This is a genomic window from Arthrobacter sp. OAP107, from assembly GCF_040546765.1.
Taxonomy (GTDB): Bacteria; Actinomycetota; Actinomycetes; order Actinomycetales; family Micrococcaceae; genus Arthrobacter.
On record NZ_JBEPOK010000001.1, the window covers coordinates 2,183,309 to 2,199,858 of the forward strand.

The window sequence follows — 16,550 nt, forward strand, 5'->3', positions numbered from 1 at the left end:
GGCACGAATATGCCGTGACGATGTCAGGCAGGAACCCATGTGCACCCCTGAAGGAGGCCAGGTGAAGCTCACCCAGATCGCGCAGCACGCCGAGGACCTTGACCGTGCGGCGGAGTTCTACTCCGCTCTCCTGGGCTCAGACCCGGCGGCGGTCTTCGACCCGCCGGGTCTGCTGTTTTTCGATCTCGACGGCGTCCGGCTGCTGCTGGAGCGGGGAGCGCCGTCGTCACTGATCTACCTCAACGTCACCGACGTCCGGTCAAGTGTCGCGGAGCTGGAAGCAAGGGGAGTGGAGGTGGTGGGAGCACCGCACGTGATCTTCCACCACGATGATGCCCGGCTCGGCCCCGCGGGTACGGACGAATGGATGGCGTTCATCAGGGACAGTGAAGGCAACACGGTCGGGCTGGTAAGCCATTCGCCCGGCGCCGGGACGCCCGCCTGAGCGGTCGGCGCCGGCCCGGAAGGCCAGGCTGTCGTCGTCGAATTTGAAATCGAGGGCCAGGGCTGCTGGCTCAAGGACGGGTACGGCGTTTCGTGGCAGATAGTCCCGAAGGTTCTCAGCCGGCTCATTAATAGGCCGGACCCGGCCGGCGCCGAGCGCGCGGTCCAGGCCATGCTGGGCATGCAGAAGCTGGATATCGCTGACCTCCAGCGCGCTTACGACGGCGGGTAGTCACCCGGGCGGGCCGTCCCCCCACGAACCCCAAGGTTTTCCCAAGCTGCTGTTTGTAGCCTGTCGGCAGGGTACTGAACAGGATGCGTTGGGCGGGGCGCTGCGAAGGCTGCAAACCGAGGTGAGGACATGTTGTGGAGGCGAAAGCTGGCAACGGCAATCATCGCGGCCGTTGCGTTGAATGTGGCGGCAATTAATCTGAACGAAGACTTCTCCGCAGGGCATGGGGACGGCGCGTTCGCCGCCACCGTCGTGCCGAACGTGCAGGCGGCAGTCCTGCGCAAGTGGGGTCCGGTGGTTGCCGGCGATGAGTTCAACTATTTGGGACCGCCCAACCCGCTGAAGTGGAAGGTGTACGACAGCGTGGGCCACGCCGGCAACGGGATCCGCAGCCCTAAAGCAGTGAAAGTTGCCAGCGGTGCGCTCTTCATCACTGGTGACGCACACGGCACCACGGGCGGGGTATCGGCCAAGTTCGCCCAACAGAAGTACGGCCGCTGGGAAACACGGATGAGGACAAGTGTCCGGGATGTGGAATACCACCCCGTGGTACTGCTCTGGCCCAACGACAACAAGTCGCCGAACTGCGCCGAGGTCGATTACGCGGAGGCGCTGGGCAACGTCAATGTGATCAAGTTCAGCCTGCACTACGCCTGCACCAGGTCCAACTACCAGACCAGGGCGGCCAAGGCCATCGACCTGACGCAGTGGCACAACTACGCCGTCGAGTGGACCCGGACCGGAATCACCGGCTACATCGACGGTGTCCCGTGGTACATCGACACGCACCCGTCCCACCTGCCGACGGTGGGAATGCACCAGACACTGCAGCTGGACTGGTTCCCGGACGGAACCATCACCAACCAAACACAGATGATCGTCGACTGGGTGCGCGTCTACCGGTAGCACCGGATCAGGAAAGTCTCCGGGGGACGACGGCGGGAGTTCCCGCCGTCGTCCATTTTTTCTGTCAGCCTTTTCCCCAGGCGTTTTCGGCCGGGCAGAAAGTGCGGCGTGGGGCAGACTGGTGCCATGAGTGATGATTCGATGGCGGTGACGACCCAGCGTTCGACAGTTGAGGATTGGACGCAGGCCCTGGCGCAGTCGGTCGGTTCCCCTGGCGGCGGCGCCGGAGCTGGTGTCATGCTTGCCATCGCGGCTTCACTGGCGTCCATGGTCGCCGGATATACGGAAGTTGACGGGCGCCCGAGGCAGGAACTGGCCGATATTCACGCGCGGGTGCGGTCCCTGCGGGAAGCCGCACTGCGGTTGGCCGATGAGGATGCTTCAGCGTCCCAGGCTTTTGGCGCCGCCTTCCGGCTGGATCCGGGGCCGGCACGGGAGGATGCGATACACCGGGCGTCTGTGGACGCTGCCAAGGCCTCTGCCGTGCTCGGGGAGCGCGCCATCGATGCCATTGCGGATCTGGCGTGGCTGGCGTCCAACGGGAACCCGGCGTTGGTTGCCGATGTCGTCGTCGCCTTCGGGGCCCTCAGGGCGGCGGTGACCGGGGCCCGGACCAACGTGAGTTTCGACCTCGCTGCGCTCACGTCTGCAGGCCGCACGCCGGAACAGATCCGGGAAGAGCAGCCTGCCCTGTGGGCAACTGTCTCAAAGCTTGATGCCGCCGTTGACCGGATCGACCGGCTGACCGCTGAGGTGAACCACCGTTCCGGCGCTGGCGGTCCCTAGGCTCTGGCTCCTGGGCTGCCACGCCCGTGTGGGCAGGAATTCAGCCGGCCACCTGGTCAGGTTCGGACGCAGGGACAACCGTGTGGCCCAGTGCCGAACCGAACAGTTCACGGGGCTCGCACCCGTTGGCCCTGATCCAGAACAGCTCCCCGGACGGCGTGGCGGTTTCCATATACCCCACGCGGATGACCTTTCCTGCCCGTTCCACCCGCACCTCGGTCCCTATGAGGTCGCGCGCATCATGGATTTTCCCTGTAATTGTCCCGGCGTCACTGTCGGTGGCTCCTTTGGTTTTGAACGGCGTCGGCCCCACCCCTTGACGAGGCAGGCACCATATAAATGAACGTCATTCATTTTATGCGACGGGAGCCGTTATTCCTAGCCCCGCAACGCTGCTAGTGCGTCGGCCAGCGGCATGGGGAGCGCGGCACCATGGCCCGGCAGCACCACCGAGGCGTCGATGTCGTCCAGGCGGTGCGTGGCTGCGAGCGCCTGTGCTGGATCGGAATGGAACATCGGGTGCAGCATCTGCGGCCCGCGGGTCCTGCTCAGCGGATGGCCGCTGACGAAGGAATCACCGACCGCTATGGCGCCCGCTTCGGGAAACAGGACCGCGACATTGCCCGGGGTGTGCCCCGGCAGCAGAACGGCCTCAGGCTTACCGGGAAGCTTCTTCAGCGTGTCGGCGCTCCAGGCCCGGGCATCCGTTGCCGGCTTCGACTGGAGGGCTCCAGCCTTGACGGCATGGGCCATCCAGCGGAACACGCGGGGCCGCCATGCGCGGACGACGACCTGGCCCAGGGTGACCTGGTGTTTTTCCCTGCCCTGGACGTGGGCCAGCTCTTCCGGCGCGCACAGGATGGGCGTTCCGTAGGTTTCGGAGAAGTAAGCCGCTGACCCGGTGTGGTCGACGTGGCCGTGCGTGATGAGCATCGCCCGGGCGTCAGCCGGCCGCAGGCCCAGATGGCGGATGGATTCCAGGACCAGGGGACGGTCGGACGGGTAGCCGCTGTCGATGACCAGGAATCCCGTTTCGTCGCGCACCACGACCCAGTTTGATGCTGGTCCCTCAACGAAAAAGACACCGCGGGACGGCTCGGACGTGCTGGCGGAGGCCTGCCACTGATGGGTTCGCGGTTTCACATGCACATCCTAGCCACCGGACAGCGGGATCCATGCGCATTTTTCCCTCGCATGGCCACCGCAAGTGTGCTTGTCTGTAGCCGGTAGCGCAGATCCAGCAGGGGTCCGCGGCCGTTGTTCGACGAGGTGACACGACATGAGGTTGACCACCACGACCAACGTCTCGGTTGACGGCGTGATGCAGGGGTTGGGCGGACCGGATGAGGACCGCCGCGGCGGCTTCGAGCGCGGCGGTTGGGCGATCCCGCTTATCGACGCTGAAGCCGGGGACTACCTCAACCAGGTTTACGGCGGGGCGGAAGCGTTCCTCTTCGGCCGCCGGACGTACGAAATCTTCGCGGGCTACTGGGGAGTGATGCCAAATCCCGAAACGAACCCGATTGCCGCCGCGCTTAACAACCGGCCCAAGTATGTGGTGTCCACCAGCCTTACCGATCCGCAGTGGGTGGGAACGACTGTCCTGCGGGGCGACGTTGTCACGGCCATCGCTGAGCTGAAGGCGAAACGCGACGGCGAGCTGCTGGTGCCGGGCAGCGGCGCCCTCGTCCGGTCGCTGTTGGCCAACGGCCTGGTGGACCGGCTCGACCTGGTGACGTATCCCGTCGTCGTCGGCCAGGGCACACGGCTGTTTCCCGATTCCGGTCCTGACATGGCGCTCGAGCTGGTCAGCTCGCGGACCACGTCCCGGGGCATCACCATCCAGACGTACCGGCCGCTCGGGCGGCCGGAGTATGCGACCTCCACGGCCGGCCCCGAAGACGTGTTCAGTTAGGCTTGCGACGACGTTGGCCCGGTTGCCCACAGACCAAGATTAGGCTGACCCTGTGGAGTACAACACACGCGAAATAGCCGTGCATTATGTCGAGCACGGCGCCGGGGCTCCGGTCTTGATACTGCACGGTGCCGGGGTTGATCACCGGGAGATGGTCGGTGCCCTGGAGCCGATATTTAGCGAGCTACCTGGTTATCGGCGCGTCTACCCTGACCTGCCGGGCATGGGGCGCACGCCGGCGGGGACGCTGGGCAGCGGCGATCAGGTTCTTGACCTCCTGCTCGCGTTTGTAGATGGGGTGATCGGCGATGGACAGTTCGGGCTTATGGGCCATTCGGCCGGAGCCTACTACGCCCGGGCCATCGCCGGCAGGCGCCCTGAGCGGGTGACGGGGCTCGCGGTGATCTGTCCGCTGGGCGAGAATGCCCCAAAACTTCCTGTGCATCAGGTGTTGCAATCCTCGGTCGATCCGGGCGAGATGCTTGGTCCCGCCGACGAGAGCGTGTATCGAGACTACTTTGTCGTGCAGACTCAGGCCACGCTGGAGCGATACAAGGAGTACGTTGCCCCCGCCCTGGGTCTGGTCGACGAGGCCGGACTTGAGCGGATCGGCCAACACTGGCAGTTCGGCAGCAGTCCCGAAGCGGGCCAACCGTACTCCGGCCCCGTCCTCATCGTCACCGGCCGCCAGGACTCCACGGTGGGATACGCCGGTCAATGGGATCTGCTCGAGCACTATCCACGGGCCACTTTCGCCGTGCTCGACCGGGCCGGGCACGCATTACCGCACGAGCAGCCCGGCCTTCTCAAGGCCCTGATTACCGAGTGGCTGGATCGAGTGCGGGAACGTCGCTAGCAGAGCCTCTCCAGGGTCTCGTTGGGGATGGACTCGATCTGGCCATTCAGGAGGTCACACGGGGGTCTGCGTCCGGCTGGCTGATTGCTCCCGCGGGTTTGTTCTCGAACCCCAGGGGCGGGGGAGCAGCGTCCACTTTAAAACCCCAGACTTGACTCTTTTGTTGCACACCTTCGTGAGCTCCGCGGGTGCTTGCGGCATCGAACTGCCACGTAACGCGGGGAGCAATTCGGTTCTATCCGCGATAGGGCTTTTCACTTTTAACGTAAAGACGATAAAAAAAGCTGGACTGAATGTTTAAAGTGCCGTAGTTTTGCTTCTGAACCAAGTGAACGTTACTGGCATCACAAGTGCCGCAGATGAGGGGGATACAACTACAACCGCAGGAGCACCGAGGAGCACGCCATGACTGCCGCAATAAACGACCTGATCGACGACTCGTTTGCTGATCATCCCGCGCCGCGGACCTGCCCCGCAGAAGACTTCGCTGCGCCTGTCCTGTCTGTCACCGTCAACGATCAGGCGGTGCTTGCAATTGCCCGCCGGCTGCACGACGGGGCGTGCCTGCGCAGTGCCAGCTGCGAGCTGCGCGACTTCCACGCGATGGACGTCTACGAGACGGATGTCCGTGTCATGTTAGCCGCCATGGTGCAGGCCGGTGCCGATGCCGACACCTGGGAAATCAGCTACTGCCGTACCGCAGCCGAGCGTCGATGGCTCCATGGCAAGTGGTCGTGCGCAGTATGCGGTGGTGGCATACGCTTCGGCGGCGGCATTGGTTGGGTTCACATCCGCTGACCAGCAGGCGGTGGGCCAGGGCGAGTTCATGCCTGAAGCGTGAATCGGCGGGCCCCGCCAGCGGCACACCTTGATGCCGCTCCATGTGGGTCGTTACGGAGCTTGGTCCGCGTGTTCTTCGGAGATTCTCGTGCAGAGCCACCAGGGGACTCCCGGAAGGGCTCGTCGGGTGACCTGGGCGTCCGTTGGGATGGTTCCGCCTACGAAGCGGCCCGTGTTGGTGGCGATGATGCCGCCATGCTGGTCCACGATGCAGCTGTTCGGCGGTAGGGACCGCAGGAGGGGCTCGAACGCATCCTGGAGTTGACTGACGCGGATGTCGGCAGCGATGGCTCCCACGCATTCTCCGGCAGGCGTCCCATCGAGAGTCGATGGGACCGGCTGGCCGTCGCGGCGGCGGCTGCGGCGCAGCCGGCCAGGAAAGCGCGGTACTCCCGTAGATCGTGGAGGTCTTCAAGAGAATAGCCCGCAAGAGATTGGCGTTGGACGCGGGCGATGTCCCCGATATTGGCCTTCACGAAACTTCCGCCGCCTTTGCCGCGCCGGGTCTCCACAAGGCCTAGTCCGCGCAAACTCGGCCAGGGCAGCCCTCAGTGTCAGAGTGGAAACGCCCATCCTCGATGCAAGGTAGCTTTCGCTGGGCAGCTGGGAACCGTCCTCGAGCACTCCGAGCTCGATGGCATGCCTAAGCCGACGTCCGACCTCCTCGCCACGGTCCGCATTCTCGAGCGGGGCAAAGGCGAGCTGCTCTTTCCAGGTGACCATTGCGGCTCCACGCGAAGTGACATTTAACGTTGAATGTATATTGACCTTTATCAATGAATGTCTACACTTAGGAGTATCTGTCGGGGACTGCAGAACGGGTCGGAGCTCAATAGTTCTGGCAGCGGCGACAGTCCCGAGAAGCGGAAGCCCAGTTGGGAAGGGAGTGACGATGACACGCGAAGAAGCTTTTGCCAAGTGCACACCGGACTCGTATGTCGAGTTCTATGGTGGTCGGTGGCTCGTCGTCCCGTTCGCCCAGGTGGAGCAGCCCATGTTCTTTGTTTGCGCACCGCAGGCGGTCCGCAGCAGTCACCACGCTTGAGCTCGAAGCTTCGGCGTCACCAGAAGAAAGGGCGCTCCATGAAGCGGCGACGACTTGAGCAATGCGTGGGGGAGAGGCCGCGGCCCGCAGCTTCGCGGTACCGGTTGGAGCTGGCGGTGGAACGCCGCCTCGAAAAGCAAGCCCTCCATGACTGAGGCAACCTAACCGCTGGACCGGCCGGCATCCTTCAGTATGCGTCGATCCGCAAAGGTCTCATCCATATGGGCCACGGTTGCCGTAACAGACACGGGTCGAAAATGTCATACCAGGAATCGCATCAGCCGGTGTTCCCGGCGTCGATCTGGCAAGCGCGAACTGTTGGTTGCGCTGGCCGGTAAGCCTCTGAATATCATCGCGCCGCGGCGGAGGGGAGGGTCGATTCTGCATCCACTGCGGCACTCTCAGCTTTACTTTACATAATGCTGATTATCGGCGTTAAGTATCGGCGCTCAGAAGGGGGCGTAAACGTTCGGTATCGCGGATGCGTATATGGCGTAGGCTGCCCGGAGCATCTCCGTACCGGCTCGCTGGGCGCTTCAGCTCTGTTTGCCGCCATGACGTACCGGCAGACGTTGCCAGGTCGGCACCCTGTGGAGTATTTCGGTTCCTGTGGCACGGGCCGATCATCCCGTCCGAACGGCCAGCCGGGGTCCTTGGCGAATTTCGTGGTCATCGTCAGGGTCAGCATGGGTGTCGTTCCGGTTTTTTATCCCTAGGCCAAAAGCGGGGCTCCGCGGGCCGATCCCCCGTTCCGGTAATTCTGGATATACACGGCATTGGTTGATGGTTCAATGAGTCGTCTTGTCAAGACGACTCGCCACGGGCCTGCCGGCACCCGTACCCTCTCCAGTGTCAGCTGTACCCAGCCACTGCCGGCCGAAAGGAAGGAACCATGCTCATCACCAACGTCCGTCCGTGGGGCGGGGATGCGGTGGACCTCGAGGTCCGGGAGGGGCGGATCGCCGCCCTTCACGCCGGAGGGACCGCCGTCGTAAATGCCGGGAACTCCAATGACGCAGTGGACGGGCGAAACCGGATCGCACTTCCCGCGTTCACCGACGTCCACGTCCACCTCGATTCGACCCGGATCGGCCTGCCGTTCCGGGAGCACACCGGCGGGCCCGGGGTGTGGAACATGATGTGCAACGACAGGGAGAACTGGCGCGACACCCCCATCCCCTACCCGGAGGTGGTGGCGGGAACGCTGGAACGGATGATCGCGCGGGGCACCACGCGTGTCCGCTCCTACGCCCAGATCGACGTCGACTGCAAACTGGAGCGTTTCGAGGCGGTCATGGCTGCCAAGGAACACTTCGCCCGCGCCGCAACGGTGGAGGTCATGGCTTTTCCGCAGGCCGGACTGCTGCTCGAGGACGGGACCGTCCCACTCCTGGAGGACGCCCTCCGGGGAGGCGCCACGACCATCGGCGGCATCGATCCCTGCCAGCTGGACCGGGATCCGGCCCGCCATCTGGACATCGTTTTCGGGCTGGCAGAGAAGTACGGCGTCGACGTCGACATCCACCTCCACGAGCCCGGCCACCTCGGCGTCTTCAGCGCGGAACTCATCTTTGAACGCACCCGGGCACTGCGTATGGAGGGGCGCGTCTCGCTGTCCCACGCCTACGACCTGGCCAACATCCATCCCGACGTGACCGCGCGGCTCATGGAGCAGATGGCTGAGCTGGACATCGCCTGGGCGACCGTGGCCCCCGCAAGCGGAGGCACCCAGTTCGACCTGGCCCAGATGACCGACGCCGGGATCCGGGTTGGGCTGGGCGAGGACGGACAGCGGGACTACTGGAGCCCCTACGGCAATTGCGACATGCTCGACCGCACCTGGCAGCTGGCCTTCACCCACCGTCTGCGCAAGGACCGGCTGATCGAGCACTGTGCGGCGATTGCAACAGTGGGTGGTGCCTCCATCATGGACCGCACGGTCCAGCGCCTCTCGAGCCCCGACGACCGGCCCGGCCTGGCAGTCGGGGATTCAGCAGACATCGTCCTGGTCGACGGCGAAACCGTCACGAGCACCGTCATGGACCGGGGCACCGACCGCACGGTCATCCACGAGGGCCGGCTGGTCGCCGACGGGCTGTCCGTCCTGCCGGTCCCGGCTGCCTAGCCACCGAACGCGCGAACGTACAGTTGTGGCCCCAAAACCGGGTGGATTTGGGGCCCTAACTGTACGTTCGCGCAGGCCTGTCAGTTCACCCGCGGTCCGTCAGTTGGCGCCGACGTACGCCGCGAGGTGTTCGCCGGTGAGCGTTGAACGGCCGGCCACAAGGGCTGCCGGCGATCCTTCGAAAACGATCCTGCCGCCGTCGTGCCCCGCGCCTGGTCCGAGGTCGATGATCCAGTCGGCATGCGCCATGACTGCCTGGTGGTGCTCGATGACGATCACAGACTTGCCCGAGTCAACGAGCCGGTCCAGCAGACCCAGCAGGTTCTGGACGTCGGCCAGATGCAGGCCGGTGGTTGGCTCGTCGAGGATGTAGACATCGCCCTTGTCTGCCATCTGCGCGGCCAGCTTCAGCCGCTGCCGCTCGCCGCCGGACAGGGTCGTGAGTGGCTGGCCGAGGGTCAGGTAACCAAGCCCGACGTCGGCCAGCCGGTCGAGGATCCTGTGGGCGGCCGGCGTACTTGCATCGCCGTCCTCGAAGAACTCCTCCGCCTCCGCCACCGACATGGCCAGCACTTCGGCGATGTTCCGTCCCCCGAGCGTGAACTCCAGCACCGCTGCCTGGAACCGCTTGCCGTCGCATTCCTCGCAGACGGTCTCAACGGTGGCCATGACACCCAGGTCCGTGTAGATGACGCCGGCGCCGTTGCACGTGGGGCAGGCACCCTCGGAGTTGGAGCTGAACAAAGCGGGCTTCACGCCGTTAGCCTTGGCAAACGCCTTGCGGATCGGCTCGAGCAGCCCGGTGTAGGTGGCCGGGTTGCTGCGCCGTGAACCGCGGATGCCGGTCTGGTCGATCACCACCACGCCGTCGCGCTTGGCTACGGAGCCGTGGATGAGCGAGCTCTTACCGGAACCGGCAACGCCGGTAAGGACACATAGCACGCCAAGCGGGATGTCGACGTCGACATTCTTGAGGTTGTTTGTCGACGCGCCACGGATCTCCAGCGCGCCGGAAGCGGAGCGCACCGACTTCTTGAGCTGAGCCCGGTCATCGAGGTGCCGGCCGGTGATGGTGTCACTCCCCCGGAGCCCGTCGACGGTACCTTCAAAGCAGACGGTGCCGCCTCCGGTGCCGGCGCCAGGGCCGAGGTCGACGATGTGGTCAGCGATGGCGATGCTTTCCGGCTTGTGCTCCACGACGAGCACCGTGTTGCCTTTGTCACGCAGCTGGAGCAGCAGGGCGTTCATGCGCTCGATGTCGTGCGGGTGCAGGCCGATCGTGGGCTCGTCGAAGACATAGGTTACGTCCGTCAGCGACGAACCGAGGTGGCGGATCATCTTGGTGCGCTGCGACTCTCCCCCGGACAGGGTCCCCGACGGCCGGTCCAGCGAAAGGTAGCCCAGTCCGATTTCCGCGAATGAGTCCAGAAGGTGCTGCAGCCCGGCGAGCAGCGGGGCCACGGACGGTTCGTCCAGTCCCCGGATCCAGTCGGCCAGGTCGGTGATCTGCATGCTGCAGACGTCGGCGATGTTCTTGCCTTTGATCTTCGACGACAGGGCTTCCTGGCTGAGCCGGGTGCCGCCGCAGTCGGGACATGTTGTGAAGGTGATGGCCCGCTCCACGAAGGCGCGGACGTGCGGCTGCAGCGAGTCCACGTCCTTGGACAGCATCGACTTCTGGATCTTGTTGATGATGCCCTCGTAGGTCAGGTTGATGCCCTCGACCTTGATCTTCGTCGGCTCCTTGTAGAGCAGATCGTGGAGTTCCTTCTTGGTGAACTTGTTGATCGGCTTGTCCATGTTGAAGCCGGCCCCGCTGAAGATGCGGCCGTACCAGCCGTCCATGCTGTAGCCCGGAATGGTCAGGGCGCCCCCGCTGAGCGACTTGCTGTCGTCATACAGGGCCGTGAGGTCGAAGTCGCTGACGTTGCCCATGCCTTCGCAGCGCGGGCACATGCCGCCGAGCCGGTTGAACGTGGCCTTTTCCGCCTTGGTCTTGTTGCCGCGCTCGACGGTGATTGCGCCGCTGGCCTTCACAGTGGGGATGTTGAAGGAGTAGGCATTGGGTGAGCCGATGTGGGGCTGGCCCAGCCTGCTGAAGAGGATCCGCAGCATCGCGTTGGCGTCGGTCGCAGTGCCTACGGTGGAGCGCGGGTTGGCTCCCATCCGCTCCTGGTCGACGATGATGGCCGTCGTCAGCCCCTCCAGGACGTCGACGTCAGGCCGCGACAGTGTGGGCATGAACCCCTGCACGAAGGCGCTGTACGTCTCATTGATCATCCGCTGCGATTCCGCGGCGATGGTGCCGAACACCAGGGAGCTCTTGCCCGAGCCGGAGACACCGGTGAACACGGTCAGGCGGCGCTTGGGGATCTCGACGCTGACATCCTTGAGGTTGTTCACGCGCGCGCCCTGCACACGGATCAGGTCATGGCCGTCGGCGGTGTGCAGTCCGGACGGCTGCGTGTCCGTCCTCGTCGTGGTGGTCATCGTGTCTCCATCTGTTCAGCAGTAATGGGCTGAGCCCGCCGGCTTTCGCACGCCATGTCTGATTCTTGTTCGTCGGCGCCGCTGCGGCAACAGCTGCGGCAACGGCAAGCGCGGCAGCGGCATCCGTAATGCCGCACGCCAACCGGCGGGCGCAACAGCTGCGCCCGCCGGTTGGTGATCGGAAAGTACCTAGCTGACCTCGTTGATGCGGATCAGGTTGCCTGCCGGGTCGCGGAAAGCGCAGTCGCGGACGCCGTATGCCTGCTGGGTGGGCTCCTGGACCACCTCGGCGCCGCTGGCCTGCACTTTCTCGAAGGTGGCGTCCAGGTCCGGGGTGCCGAGCACGAGGCGGGCGTAGGTGCCCTTGGCCATCATTTCGGTGATGGTGCGCCGCTCCTCCTCGGTGATGCCGGGATCGGCCGCCGGCGGTTCCAGGACCACAGAGGTGCCGGGCTGGTCCGGAGGGCCCACGGTGAGCCAGCGCATCCCGCCGTAGCCCACATCGTTGCGGAGTTCGAACCCGAGGGTGTCGCGATAGAACGCCAGGGAGGCGTCGGCGTCGTTATGCGGAAGGAATGTCCAGTGAATGGTGAGGTTCATGACGCCAGTCTAGGTACGGCCGGACGGGACCGCTTCTCGATTCCTGATCGGTCTGCTCACCTGTTTCACCACGCACGAGGGCATCCCTGCCGTCTCCTCCGCCGCCTGTGCCCGGTACGCGCTGGGCGGTATGCCGACCAGCTCGGTGAAGCGGGTGCTGAACGTCCCCAGCGAGGAACAGCCGACGGCGAAACACACCTCCGTGACGCTGAGGTCGCCCCGCCGCAGAAGCGCCATCGCCCGCTCGATGCGCCGCGTCATCAGGTAGGCGTACGGCGGCTCGCCATAGGCTTCCCGGAACTGCCTGCTGAGGTGCCCGGCGGACATGTTCACGCCGCGGGCAAGCGCCTCGACATCCAGCGGCTGGGCGTACTCCCTGTCGATGCGGTCCCGGACGCGGCGCAGCCGCGCCAGATCGTCCAGACGCTGTTCTGCTGCGGGTCTTGTGGTCACAGTCGTGATGGTGCTACCTCCCGGCCGAGTTGTCCAGTCCGGAGCCGTTCGCTCGCGGCCGCTCCAATCCATTGTCTTAACTGTGCGCTCTCGTTAAGAATGAACGAATGACGGTCTATGTGAGAGCTCTCGAAACTGCAGTTCCGCCGACTATCCTCATCCAGCATGAGGCCCGAGACGTGTTCGCCGCCCAGCCGGGGCTGACCCGCCTTGGGTCACGGCTCGTGTCCACGTGCTTCGATTCGGCCGCCATCGACACCCGGTACACGGCGGTCCGCGAACTGACCCTGGACTCCACCGTCGAAAATCCCCAGTTTTTCGATCCGCAGACCGGCCTGCTGCGGAGCCCCAGCACCAAGGCACGCAACAACCTCTTCGCCGAAGAAGCAACGAAGCTTTTCATCGAGGCGGCAGACGCGGCCGTATCCAAGTGCGATGGTGTTGACCCGGCGGATATCACCCACCTCATCACGGTCTCCTGCACAGGCTTTTTCAACCCTGGGCCCGACTACAAGATCGTCCGCGCCCTCGGCCTCAACCCTGCGGTGCAGCGCTACCACCTGGGCTTCATGGGCTGCTACGCGGCCTTTCCGGCGCTCCGGGCAGCCAAGTCCTTCTGCCAGGCGGACCCGGGGGCAGTTGTGCTGGTGGTGTGCGCCGAACTGTGCTCGCTGCATGTCCGGACCTCCAACGATCCCGACACGATCATGGGATCCGCGCTGTTTGCGGACGGCGCTGCAGCCGCCGTCGTGACAGCCCGCGGGGACCTGGCATCCCCGCCGTTGCTCCAGCTGGACCATTTCGAGACGGTCCTGACTCCCGTGGGTGAGGACGCCATGGCCTGGAATATCGGCGATGAAGGTTTCGAGATGGTGCTCGGCAACTACGTGCCGCACATCATCGACGACCACATCGTGGGAGCGCTCGAGCCGCTGCTGGCACGCGACCCTTCCCTGCGGGAACTCGCGTACAGCGACATCACCCACTGGGCCATCCACCCGGGCGGCCGCAGCATCCTGGACAAGGTCCAGTCCCGGCTGGACCTCACCGACGAGCAGCTGCGGCCGGCCCGCGAAACGCTGCGGAACTACGGCAACATGAGCAGCGCCACGGTGCTCTTCGTCCTCAAGCACATTCTGGATCTTCCGCCGCGGGAGGGGGACGAACGCATCTGCTCCATGGCGTTCGGCCCGGGCCTGACAGTGGAAACCGGGCTGTTCACGAAGGTGCGGCAGCGGGCGAATAACCCGGACGCGCTGGCGGGCGGCACTCTTTCCGGCGACACAGAGCCGTCCCTGGCCTGATCCGGTGAGAATCCCGGGAGCGGGCCCAGGCATCCTCGGCCGGCGGGACACGGATGCCGTCGAGGACATGGACCGGCCGGACTGCGATCCGGGCCGGCTGCAGCGCACCTACGAACAGTTCGCACTGGTCAACCGTGTGGTCTCCGGCTGGCACCGGCTGTACCGCACCAGAGTGCGCCCGCAGGTGTCCGGCACCGGCCCGGCTACCCTGCTGGACGTCGGCTGCGGCGGCGGGGACCTGGCAGTGATGCTCGCCCGCTGGGCTGCGAGGGACGGGATCCGGCTCCACGTGACGGGGATCGACCCGGATGAAAGGGCGTTCCGGTTCGCGGCGGCGCGGAAGCCGGCACCCGGCGTCGGATTCCGCCAGGCGAGCAGCGGTGACCTGCTCGCCGAGGGCCGGCAGTACGACGTCGTCATTTCCAACCACGTGCTGCACCACCTGACGGCGCCGGAGCTGCAGTCGTTTTTGGCCGATTCCGCCCGGCTCGCCCGCCGCGTGGCCCTGCACAACGACCTGAGCCGGAGTGCGGCCGCCTATGCCCTTTTCAGCGCCGGGGCCCTGCCGCTCACCGGCTCCTACATCCGCGGGGACGGGCTGACGTCCATCAGGCGCAGTTACACCGTCCCGGAGCTGGCCGCCGTGGTCCCCGCCGGCTGGACGGTGGAACCGCACGCACCCTTCCACTGCCTGCTCAGCTACCGGCGGCGTCCGGCATGACCGATGTGCTGATCGTGGGCGGCGGACCGGTGGGACTCTTCCTCGGTTCGCTGCTCCTGCAGCACGGGGTCGCGGTGCGGGTCCTGGAACGGCGGACGGGCCGTAACGCCCACACCCGGGCCATAGGCATCCATCCGCCGGCGCTCGCCGCCCTGGAGCGCATCGGCGTTGCCCGCGAGCTGATCGGCCGGGGCGTCCCGATCCGCCAGGGCTTTGCCGTGAGCAAAGGCCGCAGGATTGCCCGCATGCCGTTCGCTCCGGTTTCCGACCGGTATCCGTTCGTCCTGGCCGTGCCCCAGCCCGTGACCGAGGAGGTGTTGGAGCGGCGGCTCCGGGAGCTGGACGGCGCCGCGCTGCTGCGGAATGCCCGGGTCACCGGAATGGACGACGACGGCGGCCGGGTCACGCTCAACGTCAGTGGCGGTGGTGCCGCCAGGCACTCCGCCGCTTTCGCGGTGGGTGCCGACGGTGCCTACTCGACAATGCGTTCCCTTCTGGGGGTCGCGGCGCCTGAGAAACTGTATCCGGACAACTATTTGATGGGTGACTTCCCTGAGTCCAGCCCCTTCGGCAGCGACGCCGCCCTGTTCCTGGAACCCGATGGCATTGTGGAGTCCTTCCCGCTTCCCGGCGGCGTCCGCCGCTGGGTGGTCCGGCTGGGCAGCCCGCCCGCATGCCCCGATGCGGAGCAGCTGGCCGGACTCGTTGCCCGCAGAACCGGCGTCCCGCTGGACGCCGGTGGGAACACCATGCTCAGCAGCTTCAGTGTCCGTGCGCGGCTGGCCGCGCGCATGGCCTCGGGCCGGACGGCGCTGGTCGGTGACGCCGCGCACGAGATCAGCCCCATCGGCGGCCAGGGCATGAACCTTGGCTGGCTGGATGCGGAGGCCCTGCTGCCTGTGATCCTCGCAGTCCTCCACGGTGAGCCGTCCGCTCAAGCGCTGCGGCATTTCGATGCCTCGCGGCGGCGGGCGGCAGTAGCCGCCAAACACCAGGCCGAGGTGAACATGGCACTTGGCCGTCCGCTGCCGGACGGCCTGCTGCGGTCCCGGAACGCCGCCATCGCCGGCGTCGCAGCCATACCCGCATTCAACGCCCTGGTGGCCCGGCGCTTCACCATGCAGTGACGCAGTGCGCGGCACTAGGCTGTCCCCATGACCCACGCATCGCCGCCAACCACCTACAGCCCCGCCCGGATCAGGGAAACAGTCCAGGAACTGCTGGCCTTGGAGGCCCTGCCACCCATCGTGCAGGCCGGGCACCCGGTGCTGCGGCAGCACGCGGCTCCCTTCGAGGGCCAGCTCGAGCCCGAGGAACTCAGCCGGCTGATCGTCCTGATGCGGAAGGTCATGCACGCCGCGCCGGGGGTCGGGCTGGCAGCACCGCAGCTGGGTATTCCGCTTCAGCTGGCTGTCCTCGAAGACCAGTTCGAGATCGACGAGGTCACGGCCGCGGCCCGGGGCAGGGCACCGCTGGAGTTTTTCGCGATGCTTAATCCGCGGTACTCCCGCCTGGGCAACGGCACGGCCGCCTTCTTCGAAGGCTGCCTCTCCCTGTCAGGGCTGCAGGCTGTGGTGGAGCGTCCCGAAAGCGTGCGGCTGGAGTATGTAACGCCCGACGGCGGCCAGGTCGCCAAGGACTTCAGCGGCTGGCAGGCACGGATCGTGCAGCACGAAACCGACCACCTCCACGGCCGGCTCTACATCGACCGGGCCGAGCTGCGCTCGCTCAGCACCAACACCGAGTACGCCGCCCGCTGGGCCGAACCGGGCATCGCCACGGCCAGCCGGGAGCTCGGCTTCCCGGCCGGCCTGGAGACCCTGGCCGATTAGC

The 16,550-nt window shown here is 65.7% G+C and carries 19 protein-coding genes; 12 read left to right on the plus strand and 7 right to left on the minus strand.

Annotated elements, in window-relative coordinates:
• The first annotated feature begins 61 nt into the window (after positions 1 to 61).
• The 3 genes from ABIE00_RS10230 (at position 62) to ABIE00_RS10240 (ending at position 2,368) form a co-directional block, all read left to right on the plus strand.
• The gene (locus ABIE00_RS10230) at positions 62 to 445 is read left to right on the plus strand and encodes a VOC family protein (protein WP_354259786.1); all 384 of its coding nucleotides are present in this window, start codon (positions 62 to 64) and stop codon (positions 443 to 445) included.
• A gap of 360 nt (positions 446 to 805) precedes the next feature.
• On the plus strand, positions 806 to 1,582 hold the full coding sequence (locus ABIE00_RS10235) for a glycoside hydrolase family 16 protein (protein ID WP_354259789.1): 777 nt from the start codon (positions 806 to 808) through the stop codon (positions 1,580 to 1,582).
• 126 nt (positions 1,583 to 1,708) lie between these two features.
• On the plus strand, positions 1,709 to 2,368 hold the full coding sequence (locus ABIE00_RS10240; RefSeq protein WP_354259792.1) for a cyclodeaminase/cyclohydrolase family protein: 660 nt from the start codon (positions 1,709 to 1,711) through the stop codon (positions 2,366 to 2,368).
• 40 nt (positions 2,369 to 2,408) lie between these two features.
• Here the strand turns inward: ABIE00_RS10240 and ABIE00_RS10245 are convergent, their stop codons facing one another.
• Both ABIE00_RS10245 and ABIE00_RS10250 read right to left on the minus strand, forming a co-directional pair.
• Positions 2,409 to 2,549 (minus strand): hypothetical protein, encoded by a 141-nt coding sequence (locus ABIE00_RS10245; protein WP_354259795.1) that lies wholly within the window; start codon positions 2,547 to 2,549, stop codon positions 2,409 to 2,411.
• Between the two features lie 197 nt (positions 2,550 to 2,746).
• Positions 2,747 to 3,511: an MBL fold metallo-hydrolase gene (locus tag ABIE00_RS10250; protein ID WP_354259798.1), complete on the minus strand. Its 765-nt coding sequence runs from the start codon at positions 3,509 to 3,511 to the stop codon at positions 2,747 to 2,749.
• A 136-nt stretch (positions 3,512 to 3,647) separates the two neighbouring features.
• Between ABIE00_RS10250 and ABIE00_RS10255 the strand changes: the two genes are divergently transcribed.
• The 3 genes from ABIE00_RS10255 to ABIE00_RS10265 all read left to right on the plus strand — a co-directional run bounded on the left by ABIE00_RS10255 (position 3,648) and on the right by ABIE00_RS10265 (position 5,937).
• A complete protein-coding gene (locus ABIE00_RS10255; RefSeq protein ID WP_354259801.1) occupies positions 3,648 to 4,283 on the plus strand; it encodes a dihydrofolate reductase family protein in 636 nt (211 codons plus the stop codon).
• A gap of 52 nt (positions 4,284 to 4,335) precedes the next feature.
• Entirely contained in the window at positions 4,336 to 5,139 is an 804-nt protein-coding gene (locus ABIE00_RS10260) for an alpha/beta fold hydrolase (RefSeq protein WP_354259804.1), read from the plus strand.
• A 405-nt stretch (positions 5,140 to 5,544) separates the two neighbouring features.
• Positions 5,545 to 5,937 (plus strand): hypothetical protein, encoded by a 393-nt coding sequence (locus tag ABIE00_RS10265; protein WP_354259807.1) that lies wholly within the window; start codon positions 5,545 to 5,547, stop codon positions 5,935 to 5,937.
• A 93-nt stretch (positions 5,938 to 6,030) separates the two neighbouring features.
• On the opposite strand, the gene ABIE00_RS10270 is transcribed toward ABIE00_RS10265, so the two are convergent.
• Both ABIE00_RS10270 and ABIE00_RS10275 read right to left on the minus strand, forming a co-directional pair.
• The gene (locus ABIE00_RS10270; RefSeq protein WP_354259810.1) at positions 6,031 to 6,276 is read right to left on the minus strand and encodes a hypothetical protein; all 246 of its coding nucleotides are present in this window, start codon (positions 6,274 to 6,276) and stop codon (positions 6,031 to 6,033) included.
• 114 nt (positions 6,277 to 6,390) lie between these two features.
• A complete protein-coding gene (locus tag ABIE00_RS10275) occupies positions 6,391 to 6,702 on the minus strand; it encodes a GntR family transcriptional regulator (protein WP_354259813.1) in 312 nt (103 codons plus the stop codon).
• A 169-nt stretch (positions 6,703 to 6,871) separates the two neighbouring features.
• Here ABIE00_RS10275 and ABIE00_RS10280 point away from each other — a divergent pair, with 169 nt between their 5' ends.
• Both ABIE00_RS10280 and ABIE00_RS10285 read left to right on the plus strand, forming a co-directional pair.
• The gene (locus ABIE00_RS10280; RefSeq protein ID WP_331568680.1) at positions 6,872 to 7,024 is read left to right on the plus strand and encodes a hypothetical protein; all 153 of its coding nucleotides are present in this window, start codon (positions 6,872 to 6,874) and stop codon (positions 7,022 to 7,024) included.
• 892 nt (positions 7,025 to 7,916) lie between these two features.
• Entirely contained in the window at positions 7,917 to 9,149 is a 1,233-nt protein-coding gene (locus ABIE00_RS10285) for an amidohydrolase family protein (protein ID WP_354259816.1), read from the plus strand.
• Between the two features lie 99 nt (positions 9,150 to 9,248).
• On the opposite strand, the gene ABIE00_RS10290 is transcribed toward ABIE00_RS10285, so the two are convergent.
• The 3 genes from ABIE00_RS10290 to ABIE00_RS10300 all read right to left on the minus strand — a co-directional run bounded on the left by ABIE00_RS10290 (position 9,249) and on the right by ABIE00_RS10300 (position 12,692).
• A complete protein-coding gene (locus ABIE00_RS10290) occupies positions 9,249 to 11,639 on the minus strand; it encodes an ATP-binding cassette domain-containing protein (RefSeq protein WP_354259819.1) in 2,391 nt (796 codons plus the stop codon).
• Positions 11,640 to 11,828: 189 nt separating this feature from the next.
• Positions 11,829 to 12,239 carry a VOC family protein gene (locus ABIE00_RS10295; RefSeq protein WP_331568688.1) on the minus strand — a complete coding sequence of 137 codons (411 nt, stop codon included), beginning with the start codon at positions 12,237 to 12,239 and terminating at the stop codon, positions 11,829 to 11,831.
• 9 nt (positions 12,240 to 12,248) lie between these two features.
• A complete protein-coding gene (locus ABIE00_RS10300) occupies positions 12,249 to 12,692 on the minus strand; it encodes a helix-turn-helix transcriptional regulator (protein ID WP_354259822.1) in 444 nt (147 codons plus the stop codon).
• A gap of 107 nt (positions 12,693 to 12,799) precedes the next feature.
• On the opposite strand from ABIE00_RS10300, the gene ABIE00_RS10305 reads away from it, so the two are divergent.
• The 4 genes from ABIE00_RS10305 (at position 12,800) to ABIE00_RS10320 (ending at position 16,549) form a co-directional block, all read left to right on the plus strand.
• A complete protein-coding gene (locus ABIE00_RS10305; protein ID WP_354259825.1) occupies positions 12,800 to 13,996 on the plus strand; it encodes a type III polyketide synthase in 1,197 nt (398 codons plus the stop codon).
• Positions 13,997 to 14,063: 67 nt separating this feature from the next.
• The gene (locus tag ABIE00_RS10310) at positions 14,064 to 14,717 is read left to right on the plus strand and encodes a class I SAM-dependent methyltransferase (RefSeq protein ID WP_354263316.1); all 654 of its coding nucleotides are present in this window, start codon (positions 14,064 to 14,066) and stop codon (positions 14,715 to 14,717) included.
• Positions 14,714 to 15,844, plus strand: coding sequence for an FAD-dependent oxidoreductase (locus ABIE00_RS10315; RefSeq protein WP_354259828.1), 1,131 nt, complete (start codon positions 14,714 to 14,716; stop codon positions 15,842 to 15,844). Before ABIE00_RS10310 ends, ABIE00_RS10315 begins: the two co-directional genes overlap by 4 nt.
• 27 nt (positions 15,845 to 15,871) lie before the next feature.
• The gene (locus ABIE00_RS10320) at positions 15,872 to 16,549 is read left to right on the plus strand and encodes a peptide deformylase (RefSeq protein ID WP_354259831.1); all 678 of its coding nucleotides are present in this window, start codon (positions 15,872 to 15,874) and stop codon (positions 16,547 to 16,549) included.
• Position 16,550 lies beyond the last annotated feature (1 nt).